16 protein-coding genes and 1 other RNA gene are annotated in these 13,619 nt (G+C 66.0%); 12 read left to right on the forward strand and 5 right to left on the reverse strand.

Going from position 1 to position 13,619, the window contains the following annotated elements:
* The 3 genes from GPT33_RS12315 to GPT33_RS12325 all read left to right on the forward strand — a co-directional run.
* A partial coding sequence (locus GPT33_RS12315) for a response regulator (protein WP_296809365.1) occupies window positions 1-600 on the forward strand: 600 nt, incomplete at its 5' end.
* Between the two features lie 139 nt (window positions 601-739).
* Window positions 740-1,210, forward strand: coding sequence for a rhodanese-like domain-containing protein (locus GPT33_RS12320; RefSeq protein WP_296809366.1), 471 nt, complete (start codon window positions 740-742; stop codon window positions 1,208-1,210).
* Window positions 1,211-1,231: 21 nt separating this feature from the next.
* Window positions 1,232-1,531 carry a hypothetical protein gene (locus tag GPT33_RS12325; protein WP_296809368.1) on the forward strand — a complete coding sequence of 100 codons (300 nt, stop codon included), beginning with the start codon at window positions 1,232-1,234 and terminating at the stop codon, window positions 1,529-1,531.
* A gap of 221 nt (window positions 1,532-1,752) precedes the next feature.
* Here GPT33_RS12325 and GPT33_RS12330 read toward each other — a convergent pair whose 3' ends face one another.
* On the reverse strand, window positions 1,753-2,622 hold the full coding sequence (locus tag GPT33_RS12330) for a UDP-2,3-diacylglucosamine diphosphatase (RefSeq protein ID WP_296809369.1): 870 nt from the start codon (window positions 2,620-2,622) through the stop codon (window positions 1,753-1,755).
* The gene (locus GPT33_RS12335) at window positions 2,588-3,076 is read right to left on the reverse strand and encodes a peptidylprolyl isomerase (RefSeq protein ID WP_296809371.1); all 489 of its coding nucleotides are present in this window, start codon (window positions 3,074-3,076) and stop codon (window positions 2,588-2,590) included. The genes GPT33_RS12330 and GPT33_RS12335 overlap by 35 nt, the downstream gene beginning before the upstream one ends.
* 381 nt (window positions 3,077-3,457) lie before the next feature.
* Here GPT33_RS12335 and cysS point away from each other — a divergent pair, with 381 nt between their 5' ends.
* Window positions 3,458-4,858: a cysteine--tRNA ligase gene (gene cysS, locus GPT33_RS12340; RefSeq protein ID WP_296809372.1), complete on the forward strand. Its 1,401-nt coding sequence runs from the start codon at window positions 3,458-3,460 to the stop codon at window positions 4,856-4,858.
* A gap of 132 nt (window positions 4,859-4,990) precedes the next feature.
* On the opposite strand, the gene GPT33_RS12345 is transcribed toward cysS, so the two are convergent.
* Window positions 4,991-5,413 (reverse strand): hypothetical protein, encoded by a 423-nt coding sequence (locus GPT33_RS12345; protein WP_296809375.1) that lies wholly within the window; start codon window positions 5,411-5,413, stop codon window positions 4,991-4,993.
* A gap of 460 nt (window positions 5,414-5,873) precedes the next feature.
* Between GPT33_RS12345 and GPT33_RS12350 the strand changes: the two genes are divergently transcribed.
* Window positions 5,874-6,428, forward strand: a complete 555-nt coding sequence (locus tag GPT33_RS12350) for a hypothetical protein (protein ID WP_296809377.1) — start codon at window positions 5,874-5,876, stop codon at window positions 6,426-6,428.
* A gap of 186 nt (window positions 6,429-6,614) precedes the next feature.
* On the opposite strand, the gene GPT33_RS12355 is transcribed toward GPT33_RS12350, so the two are convergent.
* Both GPT33_RS12355 and GPT33_RS12360 read right to left on the reverse strand, forming a co-directional pair.
* Complete coding sequence (locus GPT33_RS12355; RefSeq protein ID WP_296809379.1) at window positions 6,615-7,430, reverse strand: fumarylacetoacetate hydrolase family protein; 816 nt, start codon at window positions 7,428-7,430, stop codon at window positions 6,615-6,617.
* 37 nt (window positions 7,431-7,467) lie between these two features.
* On the reverse strand, window positions 7,468-8,742 hold the full coding sequence (locus GPT33_RS12360; RefSeq protein WP_296809380.1) for a hypothetical protein: 1,275 nt from the start codon (window positions 8,740-8,742) through the stop codon (window positions 7,468-7,470).
* 223 nt (window positions 8,743-8,965) lie between these two features.
* Here GPT33_RS12360 and ffs point away from each other — a divergent pair.
* The 7 genes from ffs to GPT33_RS12395 all read left to right on the forward strand — a co-directional run.
* An RNA gene (gene ffs, locus GPT33_RS12365) (signal recognition particle sRNA small type) lies at window positions 8,966-9,062 on the forward strand.
* A 114-nt stretch (window positions 9,063-9,176) separates the two neighbouring features.
* Window positions 9,177-10,913 (forward strand): DNA polymerase III subunit gamma/tau, encoded by a 1,737-nt coding sequence (dnaX, locus tag GPT33_RS12370; RefSeq protein WP_296809381.1) that lies wholly within the window; start codon window positions 9,177-9,179, stop codon window positions 10,911-10,913.
* A gap of 193 nt (window positions 10,914-11,106) precedes the next feature.
* Window positions 11,107-11,430: a YbaB/EbfC family nucleoid-associated protein gene (locus GPT33_RS12375; protein ID WP_040731662.1), complete on the forward strand. Its 324-nt coding sequence runs from the start codon at window positions 11,107-11,109 to the stop codon at window positions 11,428-11,430.
* A 15-nt stretch (window positions 11,431-11,445) separates the two neighbouring features.
* Window positions 11,446-12,042 (forward strand): recombination mediator RecR, encoded by a 597-nt coding sequence (gene recR, locus GPT33_RS12380; protein WP_296809382.1) that lies wholly within the window; start codon window positions 11,446-11,448, stop codon window positions 12,040-12,042.
* A 34-nt stretch (window positions 12,043-12,076) separates the two neighbouring features.
* A complete protein-coding gene (locus GPT33_RS12385; RefSeq protein WP_296809384.1) occupies window positions 12,077-12,421 on the forward strand; it encodes a histidine triad nucleotide-binding protein in 345 nt (114 codons plus the stop codon).
* Window positions 12,422-12,497: 76 nt separating this feature from the next.
* Window positions 12,498-13,289, forward strand: a complete 792-nt coding sequence (minC, locus tag GPT33_RS12390; RefSeq protein WP_296809385.1) for a septum site-determining protein MinC — start codon at window positions 12,498-12,500, stop codon at window positions 13,287-13,289.
* A 49-nt stretch (window positions 13,290-13,338) separates the two neighbouring features.
* Window positions 13,339-13,619: AAA family ATPase (locus tag GPT33_RS12395; protein ID WP_296809386.1), on the forward strand; the 281-nt coding region annotated here is incomplete at its 3' end.

Genomic DNA, 13,619 nt, shown 5'->3' on the forward strand with positions numbered 1-13,619 from the left:
CGCCGCGGCATCCAGGTGGTCGCGGCGGTGGGCGATACCGCGATGGGCCTGAAGCGTGTCGCCGAGACCCTGCCCGACGTGGTCTTGCTGGACATGCGCATGCCGCAGCTCGATGGCTTGGAGATGCTCCGTCGGTTGCGCGCGGCCCATCCGGCCATGCCGATCGCGATGCTCACGACGAGCGCCGAGGAGCGCGACGTGATCGAGTCGCTGCAGGGCGGTGCGCAGGGTTATTTGCTCAAGGATATGGAGCCGGATGCCTTGATCGCGGCGCTGAGCGAGATCGTCCAGGGCCGCACGGTGGTGGCGCCCGAGCTGGCCATCGTCTTGGCCAAGGCCGTCCAGGGCGAGGCGGCGGGCATGGCGGCCGAGGGTCGGATCGCCGACCTGACGCCGCGCGAGCATGAGATCCTCTGCCATCTCGCCGAGGGTCAGAGCAACAAGGCGATCGCCCGACGTCTGAATATTTCGGACGGAACGGTCAAGCTCCACGTCAAGGCGATCCTGCGTAAGCTCGACGTGCATTCGCGCGTGGAGGCGGCCGTGATCGCGGTGGAGCGCGGTCTGTGCGAGCGCAGAGCGAGCCGCGATCTCGGATGAGTCCCAGTCAGCCTCAATCCGAATTGAATGCACGCCACTCCGGACGCGGTTAAACCGCGTCTCCGCTAAGGGCCGTGGATGTGCCAAACGTTGAACTCACTCGACAACGAGCATCTCGCTCGGGACGCGGTTTAAAGCGATGAAGAAGTTTCTAGAGCTCATCAAAGACTGTCTGAGCGACGTCAAGGAGATCATGCCCTGGGATCTGGAGGAGCGCCTCGAGGCAAACCCGGACCTGCTGCTGGTCGATGTCCGCGAGCCGGATGAATTCGCGGCGATGCATATCGATGGGGCGCTCAACGTCCCGCGCGGTATCCTCGAGTCCGCCTGCGAATGGGACTACGAGGAGACCGTACCGGAGCTGGTGCGCGCACGCGATCGGGAGGTCGTGGTGGTCTGTCGCTCCGGATACCGCAGTATCATGGCCGCCCACGCGATGAGCCTGCTCGGGTACCAAGACGTGTGCTCGCTGCAGACGGGTCTGCGGGGCTGGAAGGACTACGAGCAGCCGCTGGTCGATGCGGCTGGGGAGGCGGTCGACCTGGACGATGCAGACCGCTATTTCACGCCGCGCCTCAGACCGGATCAGATGCGGCCGGCGGATCGATGACGTCTTCGGGAGACGGTGCGGATGCTGAATAAAACCAAGCGATTGTTCACGTCGCTCCTGCCGGTCGACCCGGATCGGTCGGGCGCGTGCAACCGCTGCGGCGCCTGCTGCAAGCTGCCCTATCCCTGTCCGTTTCTGCGCTTCGACGACGCGGGTTTGAGCAGCTGCGCCGTCTACGCGATGCGTCCGCCGAGCTGCCGGAAATATCCGCGGGTGGCCGCCGAGCAGCTGACGCCGCAGGAATGCGGCTATTCCTTCGCGACCGCCGACGCGCGCGTGCCCGACGCGATCGGGCGTGATCCCGTCACCGACCCCCTTTGAGCGGGCGAGCTTTGCGTGCCTGCCGGACGTATCGGGCGTGGGTCGTGCCTTGCGCGTCTCGGCACAACCAACAACGACAACGAAAAATGCTGCGACGGTTCGCTCAAGACTGACGGCACAGCACCGGTGCCAAAGCGCGTTCAGCGCGGTTCTCGAGTGCGTCGCGTTGACCGTGACCTCGCGGGCCGTCGGGCCGGCTGAAGAGGACGACTGCAAGTCGTCTATCCCGGGGGTGTCGCCGCTTCGCGACGACCGTTGTTGTCACTTCCGCCGTCAGTCTTGATCAAACCATCGCAGACCTCTCGGTGCCAGCCCGAGGGTCCGTGGATGAGTATTTCGCCACGGTCCGGGTGCCATTCGGCCAGCACCGAGCGTACGGCCTCTCGGCCGTCGATCTGCACGCGATGATCGGCCGGACGGTGGGTGTGTCCGTGGATCAGTCGCGTGGCGCCGTAGCGGCGCAGGTAGCGTGCGACGGTCTCTTGGTTGACGTCCATGATGTCCAGGGTCTTCTCGGCGGTCGCGGCTCCGCTCTTGCGGCGGTAGTCGGCGGCGACCTTGCGACGCGCCGCGAGCGATCGCCAGAGGAAGAGGCGCTGGATGAGCGGATTGCGGATGCGGCGGCGAAACCGCTGATAGGCGACGTCGTCCGTGCAGAGCAGGTCGCCGTGCATGAGGAGCGTAGGCTCGCCGGCGAACCGGACGAGGGTCGGATCGCGCAGGAGCCGACAACCGGTCTCGCGGCAGAAGGCTCGCCCGATCAGGAAGTCGCGGTTGCCGTGCATCAAATGACAGCGGACCCCGGAGGCCGTGACCGCGGCAAGCGCCGCCTTGACCTCGGCGTTGGGCGTGCCGTCGTCGTCGTCGCCGATCCAGGCGTCGAAGATGTCGCCGAGCAGATAGAGCTGCTCGGCCTCGCGGGCGCGCCCGGCGAGGAAGGCGAGGAACAGATCCACCGTCGCCGGCCGGTCCGGCGACAGATGCAGGTCGGAGACGAAGAGGCTGACGCCTGCGGTGTTCAAGGTTCGGGCGTCGCTCCGGTCCCGGCTCGGTGCGTCACTCGACGACGATGGCCTGCTCGAGGACCACATCCTGAATCGGGACATCCTGATGCCCGTGACGCGTGCCGGTCTGCACGCCGCGGATGGCATCGACGACGTCCGCGCCCTCGACGACCCGTCCGAAGACACAGTAGCCCCAGCCGTCCTGCCCCGGGTAATCCAGAAAGCCGTTGTCCGCAACATTGATGAAGAACTGCGACGTCGCCGAGTGCGGGTCCATGGTGCGGGCCATGGCGAGCGTTCCGTTCAGATTCTTCAGACCGTTCTTCGCCTCGTTCTCGACCGGAGCGCGAGTCGGCTTGGGCGTGAAATCCGGCGCCATGCCGCCGCCCTGGATCATGAAGCCGTCGATGACGCGGTGAAACAGCGTCCCGTCGTAGTGACCGTCGCGGACATACTGCTCGAAGTTTGCACAGGTCTTGGGCGCCTTCTCGGCATCCAGCTCGACGAGGATGTCGCCGAGGTTGGTGGTGAGCTTGATCATCGGTGATCTCCGCTGGCTGTTACTGGCGCGCCGGCGGCGCACTGGTGTTTGGATTGGGTTCGACCGACGCTGTGTCTGCCACGCCCATTACCGGAGCATGCGAGACACGACCCTTGTGCGGGGGCGCGGTTTAACAATGATATATTTTTTAATATCTTAAACCGCGCTGACTCCATCGGTCGTCACGTTTGCCGCGGCCGATCCCATCCAAAAAACATCGGATACCTCGCTGGGCGCGGTTTAATAATGGTACGGCCTTTGCGCAGTCGGGGAAAGGCGGGTTCACGCCTGCATCCTCGGCTTTGTTACCATGCCGGGCTTGCCGGAACCTCGGTTCCGAGCCCGTTGCGGCCCGGACCAACCCACTCGCGAGTGCATTTCATGTTGCAGATCCATAATAGCCTCACCCGCCGCAAAGAGCCCTTTCAGCCGATCGAGCCCGGCAAGGTGCGCATGTATGTCTGCGGGATGACCGTCTACGACTACTGCCATCTCGGCCATGCGCGCGTCATGGTGGTCTTCGATGTCGTCTATCGCTATCTGCGCGCGCTCGGGTATGAGGTGACCTATATCCGCAACATCACGGACATCGACGACAAGATCATCCGCCGTGCCGCCGAGGCGGGCGAGCCGATGCAGGCGCTGACCGAACGCTTCATCCGGGCGATGCACGAGGATTCCGATGCGCTCGGTATCCTGCCCCCGACCGACGAGCCGCGCGCCACGGCGCACATGGACGAGATCCTCGCCATGGTCGACACCCTGATCGAGAAGGGGCTCGCCTATGTCGCCGAGAACGGCGATGTTTATTATGCCGTCGCGCGCTTTGCGGGTTACGGCAAGCTCTCGGGCAAGGACCCGCAGGACCTGCGCGCCGGCGCTCGGGTGGAGGTCGACGAGGCCAAGCGCGATCCGCTGGATTTCGCCCTTTGGAAGTCCGCCAAACCGGGTGAGCCGGCCTGGGATTCGCCCTGGGGCCCGGGCCGGCCCGGTTGGCATATCGAGTGCTCGGCCATGAGCACCTGCGCATTGGGAAACCATTTCGACATCCACGGCGGCGGGGCGGACCTGCAGTTCCCGCATCACGAGAACGAGATCGCCCAGTCCGAGGGCGCGACCGGCGAGCCCTTCGTGAACGTCTGGATGCACAACGGGTTCGTGCGCGTGAACGAAGAGAAGATGTCCAAGTCGCTCGGCAACTTCTTCACCGTGCGCGAGATCCTGCAGCGCTTCCGTCCCGAGGAGGTGCGCTATTTCATCTTGACCAGCCAGTATCGCAGCCCGCTCAACTACGACGACGAGCACCTCGAGCAGGCACGCGCGGCACTCACCCGGCTCTACACGGCGTTGCGCGGCGTTGCGGATGTCGCGTCCGACGCCGTGGATGCATCCGTTGCCGGACCCTTCGTCGAGCGCTTCCATGCCGCGATGGACGATGACTTCAACACGCCCGAGGCGCTTGCGGTTCTGTTCGATTTGGTGCGCGAGGTCAACCGCATCCGCGCGGATGATCCCGTCGCCGCTGCCGGCCCTGCGGCGGTGCTGCGACGGCTCGGCGGTGTTCTCGGCATCCTGCAGGAGGATCCGGAGCTGTATCTGCGCGGACGAGCGGACGACGGAGGTTTGTCGGACGCTCAGATCGAGAGTCTGGTTCAGGCGCGTATCGCCGCCCGCGCCGCGAAGGATTGGGGCGAGGCCGATCGGCTGCGCAAGCTGCTGACCGAGGCGGGTATCGGTCTCGAGGATGGACCGAGCGGGACGGCTTGGCGCCGCGGGGCCTGACGGGGGGCGAATGGTTCGGGCGGGGGAGGTTGGGTTTTTGGTGTTTGAGCGGGGGAGGTCGGGTTTGGGTGCTTGAGCGGGGAGGATGGGTTTCGCTGCGCTCTACCCATCCTACGTTTGCTTTTTTTGGGGTTAGGGGGTGGTGCGGGCGCGGCAGGCTTGCTCGCACTCGGCGGCGCGATTGGCGCAGTAGCCGTAGAGATTCTCTGCACAGGACCACCAGGGATAACCGCATTCGGAGCGCTCGAATGCCGAGGCCAGACACCAGCGATAGTCGACGAACGCCTCGCTGTAGCCCGCCTGGCATTGGCGATAGTCGTAGCGCGCATCGGCGTTGCACCTGTCTCGGACGCCTTGGCAGGCGCCGATACAGCTGAGCTCGGCGAGTTGTCCGGGCAAGCGCGGCGCTTGGGCGCAGCCGCACGACAGGGCCGCGAGGAGCAGGGCCGCCAGACCGGCGGCAAGGAGACGCGCGTTCGACCGATGCGCGGCCCGAGTCGGCGTGGGCCGCCCCTCGCCTGGATTGGATCCGTGCATGAATAACCTGGTGTGCATCCCTGAGTCGCTCCGTGTCGGGTTGAATCGAGATCTGGGGCGGGCGCATCCGGGGCTCGCCGTCACGGCAACTGTAGTCCGAAAGCGCACCGCTGTGCAGGGTGGGGCGCACGCGTGTCATGCACTCGGTAGAGACCGAGCGCACCTGTGGTTTTCGCCGCATTGCACGCCCCCGTGCGCCGGGCCAGCGTTGCGCCGCCTCGCCGTAGGGGGCGCTACGCCTCGACGACCGCGGCAACGGGATTCTCTCGTCGAGTTGTCACGCTTATTTTTGAACCCTATCCCGGGATCCGGGTGGCGGGTTGAAATCGCTCCCCGGCCGGCGCGATTCGGCCTAAACTGATCGCCTGCTCACCGGGCAAGGATACGCCTCGAGGCGGTCTCGACCGGAACAGACAGCCGTTATGTCCCGATCGTCCGGCCCACGACGTTTCCCGGTCGTTTTGCGCGGAGAACGCTTATGACCCGCTTCCATCTCGCCGCCCTGTTGCCGCTTCTGCTCGGCGCCTGCGGACTCGTGCCGCCGAATCACCTGGGCGGGATCAGCGCGACCGTTTCGCCGATCGACTATGGCCGGCGCCTCTGCGCGCACCTGGATCCGGAACTCTACTCCTCCTGCGTGAGCGAAGTGCTGGACGAGATCGACCGCGGCCAACCCAGTCGGCTGCCGCCGGGCTATTCGACCTCGGGTCCCTTCGCCGTCATCATGGGCGGCGAGGTCTACGTCGGCGATTACCGCTCTTCGCCTTTCGTGGCCGATTTCCGCGTCTCGAACGGCAAGCACAACTGCCGTGGCGGCTACAACGCCTTCACCGGCTCGGCCGACGCCGTCTTCGACGTCTATTGCGACGACGGGCGCAGCGGCTGGGCCGACATCATCCGCGCGAGCGACGGCCGCAACGGCATCGGCAAGATCGCCCTCGACGACGGGACCGAGGGCGACATCGTCTTCGGTCATTTGCCGCTCGGCGGTTTGGATCGAGGGCGGAACGACGCGCTTCGAGCTGAGTGGTGAGTGGCGAGTGGTGAAGCGATGCCTGCGATCGTCGCGAAGTGACGATGTCCCCGGGATCGACGACTTGCAGTCGTCTTCTTCCGCCGGCCAGACGACGGCCCGCGGGATCGAATTCAACGCGCCGACGGTGGGTTGTGCCTCGCGCGGCTCGGCACAACCGACGATCACCGACCGACCCTCTCCGCCTCAGGCTAGGCTTTGCGCCTGCTCAACAGGGTTCTCCAGCGCCCCGATCCGCTCGATCTCGACCACCACCCGGTCGCCCGCGGCCAGGTACAGCGGCGGCGTGCGTGCGAAGCCGACGCCGGGCGGGGTGCCCGTGATGATCAGGGTGCCGGGCAGGAGTGTGGTGTCGCGGCTGAGGAAGGCGATCAGCTCGGCGATGGTGAAGATCATGTCGCTGGTGTGGCCGGTCTGGACGCGTTCGCCGTTGAGCGTGCAGGTGACGTTGAGTGCCTGCGGGTCGGGGATCTCGTCGGCGGTGACCAGGACAGGACCCAAGGGACAGAATCCGTCGAAGCTCTTGCCGCGAATCCATTGGCCCGCACCGCCTTCCTTCTGCCAGCGCCGCGCGGAGATGTCGTTCGCGCAGGTGTAACCCAGCACGTAATCGAGCGCGGACGCGACGGAAACGTCGCGCGCGGTGCGGCCGATGACCACGGCCAGCTCGGCCTCGTAGTCGACCTCGGGTCCGTGCTCGCAGGCGTTCGGCAGGATGATGGGCGCGCCCGGATCCGTGATCGCCGTCGTGGGCTTCATGAAGACGACCGGGTTGGCCGGGATGGCGGCTCCGGTCTCCTCGGCATGGGCGCGATAGTTCAAGCCGATGCCGTAGACGTTGACGGGTGTGATCGGCGCCAACCAGCTTGCCACCGCGATCTCGTCGGTGGTCTCGGTCAGGCCCTCGTAGAGGTGCCCGCCGAGTCGGACGGCATGTCCGGCGTCGATCGGGGTGCCGTAGTGGACGGTGCCGTGGGTGTCGAGAAAGCGGGCGATCTTCATGGTCTCGGGGTCTCGTCGATAAGGTGATGGATCGGGCTCAACCGGGGCTGCGACTGCGCAACTGTTCGGTCAGTTTTTGGAATTCGCGCTGCATCTCCAGGTTTTCGAAGGGGCGCAGTGTCGGGACCTGGCGATTCATCAGACCGTCGAGCAGCTGTTGGCTCGATCGCACCAGGCTCACCAGCTCGCCGGAGACCCGGACGGTCTCGTAGGTGTTCCAGGCCGCGGCGATATCCTTCTCGAGTTCGCGTCTGGCTTGCTTCACCTGTGTCGCCTGTTCCCCGAGATAGCGGCGATAGATCTCGGCGGCCTGCACGGTCAACTGCTGTGCCTCCAGGTTGGCGGCGAGCACCTCCTGGCGGCCCGGCGACTCGCGCTGCAGCCGTCGGGTCTCGCCGGAGAGTTCTTGGGCACGTGCGATGATGGCATCGATCTGCGGGACATACTGCTCCCCGATCGCCTCCTCGATCTGCAGGTGCATGCGGTTGAGTGCCTGCAGCAGGACGACATAGAGGCCGTAATAGCGTCGCGCGCTCTGCAGATCCTCGCCGCTCTGGGCGACCAGCACCTCGAGCTGACCGGTGACGGCCTTGACGTTGTCGAACAGGATGCCGAGGTCGATCATATTGTCGCCGACGACGGTCGAGAGCAGCAGCTCGAGCTGATCGTCGGCCAGGTCGAGACCCATTCCGCGCAGCTCGTCTGCAAACTCCCGCTTCACCGCAGCCAGCTCGCCGTTCAGACGATCGATGTCGTCCTCGAGCGATCGAATCAGTCGATCGTAATCGGCGACCGTCTTCTTGAGGGTCGACTCCGCGGGGGCGGCGATCCGCTTCTGCCGGGCGTCGGCGATCCCGGCACGGGCCTTCTCGATCTCGGCTTGGAGGATCCGGATCCGCTCGCGGTAGTTTTGGACCGGCGAGGTCGAGAGGATCTCCACCGCCGTGTCGAGCAGGGCGTTGATCTCCTCGCGATTGGAGCGCTGGTCGGTCCCGAACCAGGTCTTCTCGGGCAGCTCGCCGTGGCGCTCCTCCAGGACCAACGCCGAGTCCAGCGTGGGCACGACCGAGCCCCAAACCCGGGCGAAATCCTGATCGTCGGCGAAGAGTCCTTTGGCATCGGCGACCGCCCGGTCGGCAAAATTGCGCGAGCGTTGCCACCAGTCGGTGGCGGTCTCCAGGGTTCGGTTCCAGACGTCCGGCTCGGTTTCGGAGGCTGCGGTCGCGGGGAGCTCGGTCTCGGCGGCGAGATCGCCGTCGGCGCCGATGAGGAGCGTCCCGAAGAGAAGGATGAGCGGGGCGATAGCACGCATGGGAATGAAAATGCCTCGGCGGGTCTGTTTGCGCGGGTCCCGAGCCGACGGGCTCCGCCGTGTCGGTTGCTCGGACCCGGCCACGGGTCGGACGCGCCAAGTCTGCCACGCATGGGCGGTCGGGTCGATTCCGGACGTCGGGCGTTTGTCTTCGATCTCGGGCTTTGTTAACCTTGCGCGTCGATCCGGGGCTTGGCCGCGGTTCGGATGTCATGGTGGCTTGCGCCGGTCCCCTCGCAACGCGAAACCGTGAACCCGGTCAGGCCCGGAAGGGAGCAGCCGCAGCGGTTGAAGCGTGTGCCGGGGTGTGGCTGGCGTCGGCCGCCGCCCCACCCGATCGGGTCGGGCGAGTGGATGTCGTCACGGATTCGTTACAAGCCACTCGCCACTCATTCAGCCGCCCCCACACGGAACACCTCCGACTCGAACTACGCATGTCCTACCAGGTGCTCGCCCGCAAATGGCGCCCCAAGAGCTTCGATGATCTGGTCGGACAATCGCATGTGGTCCGCGCGCTCTCCAACGCGCTCGATCGCGACCAGCTCCATCATGCCTATCTCTTTACCGGCACTCGAGGTGTCGGCAAGACCACGCTCGCCCGCATCCTCGCCAAGGCGCTGAACTGCGAGGAGGGTGTGAGCTCGCACCCCTGCGGGGTCTGCTCGGCCTGTCGAGAGATCGACGGCGGGCGTTTCGTGGATCTGATCGAGGTGGATGCCGCCTCGCGCACCAAGGTCGATCAAACCCGCGAGCTTCTGGACAATGTCCCCTATGCCCCGGCACGTGCACGCTACAAGGTCTATCTGATCGACGAGGTGCACATGTTCTCCAACCACAGCTTCAACGCCTTGTTGAAGACCTTGGAGGAGCCGCCGCCGCATGTGAAGTTCCTGCTCGCGACGACCGATCCGCAGAAGGTCCCGGTCACGGTGCTCTCGCGCTGTCTGCAGTTGAATCTGCGCCGCCTCTTGCCCGAGGAGATTCGCGCCCGGCTCCAGCATGTCCTGGAAGCCGAGGGGCTTGAGTTTCAGGCATCCGCGCTGCCTCTGCTGGCGCGTGGTGCCGACGGCAGTATGCGCGACGGCTTGAGTCTGCTCGATCAGGCGATCGCCTTCGGCGGCGGTCGAGTCGAGGAGTCGGGCGTGCGCACCATGCTCGGGACCCTGCCGGGGGATCTGACGCTGGACCTTTTGGATGCGTTGGCTGCCGGCGACGGCGCGCGGGTCCTGACCGAGGTCGAGCGCGTGGCCTCTCTGACGCCGGATTTCGAAGAGCTGCTGCGCGAGCTGATTGCGCTGCTGCACCGCTTGGCACTGCTTCAGCAGGTGCCCGAGACGCTGGCCCCGGATGATCCGGATGCTACGCGGCTGAAGGCGCTTGCAGGCCGGCTCCCGGCCGAGGATCTCCAGCTTTATTATCAGGTGGCGTTGACCGGGCAAGGTGATCTGCCGCTTGCCCCCGATCCGCGTGCCGGTTTCGAGATGGTCCTGCTGCGCGCCTTGGCGTTTCGACCGGCCTCTACCGGCGACGCGCCGACGCGAGCGTCGGCAGGTCCCTCGCCCCTGCGCGAGACCGCGACCGGCGGTGCGACGCGCTCGGCCGAGCCCGCCGCCGGCGCGTCCGGCTCGCCGGTGTCCTCGCCACTGTCCTCGCCACTGTCCTCGCCAGTGTCGATGCTCAGGCCTGTTGCCGAGCCGCGCGTCGCCGAGCCTGCGCCGGCACAGCATGGGAGATCCGCCGTGCAAGCGCCGACCGAGACCTCGGGTGCCGCGGGTGCGGTGATGCTGACCTCGCACGCGGAATGGCTCCAGCTCGTCGACCGTTTGGAGTTGGGCGGGATCGCGAGCCAGATCGCCCATCATTGCGATCTGAAAGGCTGGGAGGACGGGCGACTCTCGCTCGGCTTGGACCCGGCCGCGGAGCATCTGCGTTCGCCGGGCGCGGAATCGCGCCTGCACGCAGCCTTGGAAAAGACCATGGGGACGGCGGTAAAGCTCGATATCCAGGTCGCAAGACCGCAGCGCGAGACCCTCGCCCGGCGGCGCGAGCGCGAGACCGGCGAGCGCCGCCAGGCTGCGGTCGCCGCGATGGATGAGGACCCGGTCGCGCGTGCGATGCAGGACGAGCTTGATGCGAGCTGGATCGCCGGGAGTATCGAGCCGGCCGATTGAGGGCCGGCTCGCCGGGTGTTTCTGTTGCGCCGAATCTCCGTTCGGAGGTTCGGATGGACTGGGGTCGCACTGCGACGGATTCTTCCAAAAAGATAGCCAACCGAGAAGAGAGGATGCGGGAGAAGGACGGCGCTCGGCGCCGTGCGCTATCCCGCCTCGGCCCTGCGGCCGAGGTTTCCCGCGACAACGCATGATGAAAGGTGGAATCGGCAACCTGCTCAAGCAAGCGCAGAAGATGCAGGAAGACATGAAGCTGGCCCAAGAGCGGCTCGCGCTGGAAGAGGTCGTCGGCGAGTCCGGCGGCGGCATGGTCAAGGTGACCATGAACGGGCGCTATCAGGTCAGTCGGGTGGAGATCGACCCCGGTGTGATGGGCGACGACAAGGAGATGCTCGAAGATCTCATCACCGCCGCCGTGAACGGTGCAAGCCAGCGCGTGGCCGAGAAGGCGAAGGAGAACATGGCCGAGCTGACTGCCGGGTTGCCCTTGCCGCCCGGGATGAAGCTGCCCTTTTAGGCGCGGCCCATTGCCGTGTCCGAGCGCCCGCTTCTCGGTCAACTGATCGATGCCTTGCGGTGCCTGCCCGGCGTCGGGCCCAAGTCGGCGCAGCGTATCGCCTTCCATCTGCTTGAGCGCGATCGCGAGGGCGGGGTGCGTTTGGCGCGGATCATGGCCGATGCCATGACCCGAATCCGGCGCTGTCGCCGCTGCCGGACCCTGACCGAGCAGGAGCTGTGCGCGCTCTGCACCAACCCGCATCGCGACGGCGGGCTCTTGTGTGTGGTCGAGCAACCCTCCGAGATCCTGGCGATCGAGCAGGCGACGGACTTTCGCGGGCTCTATTTCGTGCTCGGGGGGCGGCTCTCGCCGCTCGACGGGATCGGACCGCAGGAGCTGGGACTGGATCTGCTCGATGAACGTCTGCAGGGCGGGGAGGTGCGCGAGGTGATCCTCGCCATCAGCCCGACCGTCGAAGGGAGCGCGACGGCGCACTTCATCGCCGAGTCTGCCGATCGGCACGGGGTGAGCGCGACCCGTATCGCCCACGGTGTCCCGCTGGGTGGCGAGCTCGAGTATCTGGACGGCGGAACGCTGGCGCTCGCCTTCAACGGTCGGCGCCGACTCTGACACCACTGGTCTCTTAACGGAGCGGAGCGCAACGATGTCTGATACCATTTTCGGCAAGATCGCCGCCGGCGAAGTCTCGGCCGACATCGTCTACGAAGACGATGACCTGGTCGCCTTTCGAGACCTCCATCCGCAAGCGCCGACACATATCCTGGTGATCCCGCGCAAGCCGATTCCGACCCTCAACGAGGTGCAGCCCGAGGATGCCGAGCTGATCGGCAAGCTGTTCCTGGCCGCGGCGAAGATCGCCGAGCAGGAGGGGATCGCCTCCAGCGGCTACCGGACCTTGATCAACTGCAACGCGGCGGCCGGGCAGACGGTGTACCACCTGCACCTGCATATCCTGGGCGGGCGCCCCATGCAGTGGCCGCCCGGCTGATCGATGTAGCAGGGCACGTCGCGTTTTTCATTCATTCCAGCGGAGATCGACGGGCGTTTGCCCCGAAAGCAGCAACATGGCAGGGTATCAACGCACGTCTGTCGGGGATCGCCCCGCCGTCTTCGAGCTCAAGGCGGCCGGTTTCACCTTGCCGATCATTCGTCTGCTCGAGGCCGACATCGAGGCGGTCGCCGCCGAGCTGGGTGCCCGGGTCGAGCAGGCGCCGGAGTTTTTTCGCAATACGCCCGTCGTGATCGATCTGAGTGCCTTTCCCGAAGGTGGCGGCGAGGTCGAGTTTCCGCTCTTGGTCGGCCTGCTGCGCGGCTACGGCATGATTCCCTTCGGCGTGCGCGGCGGCAACAAGGCGCAGAACGAGGCCGCGGAGGCGATGGAGCTGGCGATCCTCGGCGAGCACGAGACGCGTGCGACCCGCACCGAGCGCAGCGCCGCCCCCGAGGAGCCCGCGCCGAGCGCCACCGCCGCGGCTGCGCCGTCGGTGCAGCGGGACGAGCCCGCGGCAGCGCCCCGTGCGGGAGCCGGAGCGGCCTTCACCTTGGTCACGCGCCCGGTGCGCTCGGGGCAACGCGTCTACGCCGCCGGCGGGGATCTGTCCATCATCGCCGCGGTGAGCTCGGGTGCGGAGCTGATGGCCGACGGCAACATCCATGTCTACGGTCCGTTGCGTGGTCGGGCACTGGCCGGCATGAAGGGCAACACGGATGCGCGGATCTTCTGCCAAGACCTACAGGCGGAGCTGGTGTCCGTCGCGGGGCATTACCGGGTGAGCGAGAACATCCCGAGCGATTTGCGCGGGGTTCCCGTCCAGATCTATCTGGACCAGAAGATTCTGAGAATCGAAAAACTTTGACCCGACGCAGGGTTGGGCGACGGACCATCCCATTTTGGAGGCGGCTACTTTGGCGAGAATTATTGTGATCACCTCGGGCAAGGGCGGGGTCGGCAAAACGACGACGTCCGCCGCGTTGGCTATGGGACTGGCACAACGCGGTCATCGCACGGTTGTCATCGATTTCGATGTCGGCTTGCGCAACCTGGACCTCATCATGGGTTGCGAGCGCCGCGTCGTTTACGACTTCGTCAATGTCATCAATCAGGAGGCCAACCTCAATCAGGCCCTGATTCGCGACAAGCGTTGCGATAACCTCTATGTGCTGCCGGCCTCTCAGACCCGCGACAA

This window comes from Thiocapsa sp. (assembly GCF_011390875.1).
GTDB lineage: Bacteria > Pseudomonadota > Gammaproteobacteria > Chromatiales > Chromatiaceae > Thiocapsa.

Coding starts and splice junctions, on each gene's coding strand:
- GPT33_RS12345 (WP_296809375.1), bottom strand. CDS start 5,413: ATGCACACCAGGTTATTCATGCACGGATCCAATCCAGGCGAGGGGCGG.
- GPT33_RS12320 (WP_296809366.1), top strand. CDS start 740: ATGAAGAAGTTTCTAGAGCTCATCAAAGACTGTCTGAGCGACGTCAAG.
- GPT33_RS12335 (WP_296809371.1), bottom strand. CDS start 3,076: ATGATCAAGCTCACCACCAACCTCGGCGACATCCTCGTCGAGCTGGAT.
- GPT33_RS12325 (WP_296809368.1), top strand. CDS start 1,232: ATGCTGAATAAAACCAAGCGATTGTTCACGTCGCTCCTGCCGGTCGAC.
- GPT33_RS12350 (WP_296809377.1), top strand. CDS start 5,874: ATGACCCGCTTCCATCTCGCCGCCCTGTTGCCGCTTCTGCTCGGCGCC.
- minC (WP_296809385.1), top strand. CDS start 12,498: ATGGCAGGGTATCAACGCACGTCTGTCGGGGATCGCCCCGCCGTCTTC.
- GPT33_RS12375 (WP_040731662.1), top strand. CDS start 11,107: ATGAAAGGTGGAATCGGCAACCTGCTCAAGCAAGCGCAGAAGATGCAG.
- GPT33_RS12385 (WP_296809384.1), top strand. CDS start 12,077: ATGTCTGATACCATTTTCGGCAAGATCGCCGCCGGCGAAGTCTCGGCC.
- cysS (WP_296809372.1), top strand. CDS start 3,458: ATGTTGCAGATCCATAATAGCCTCACCCGCCGCAAAGAGCCCTTTCAG.
- GPT33_RS12355 (WP_296809379.1), bottom strand. CDS start 7,430: ATGAAGATCGCCCGCTTTCTCGACACCCACGGCACCGTCCACTACGGC.
- GPT33_RS12330 (WP_296809369.1), bottom strand. CDS start 2,622: ATGTGGTCCTCGAGCAGGCCATCGTCGTCGAGTGACGCACCGAGCCGG.
- GPT33_RS12360 (WP_296809380.1), bottom strand. CDS start 8,742: ATGCGTGCTATCGCCCCGCTCATCCTTCTCTTCGGGACGCTCCTCATC.
- dnaX (WP_296809381.1), top strand. CDS start 9,177: ATGTCCTACCAGGTGCTCGCCCGCAAATGGCGCCCCAAGAGCTTCGAT.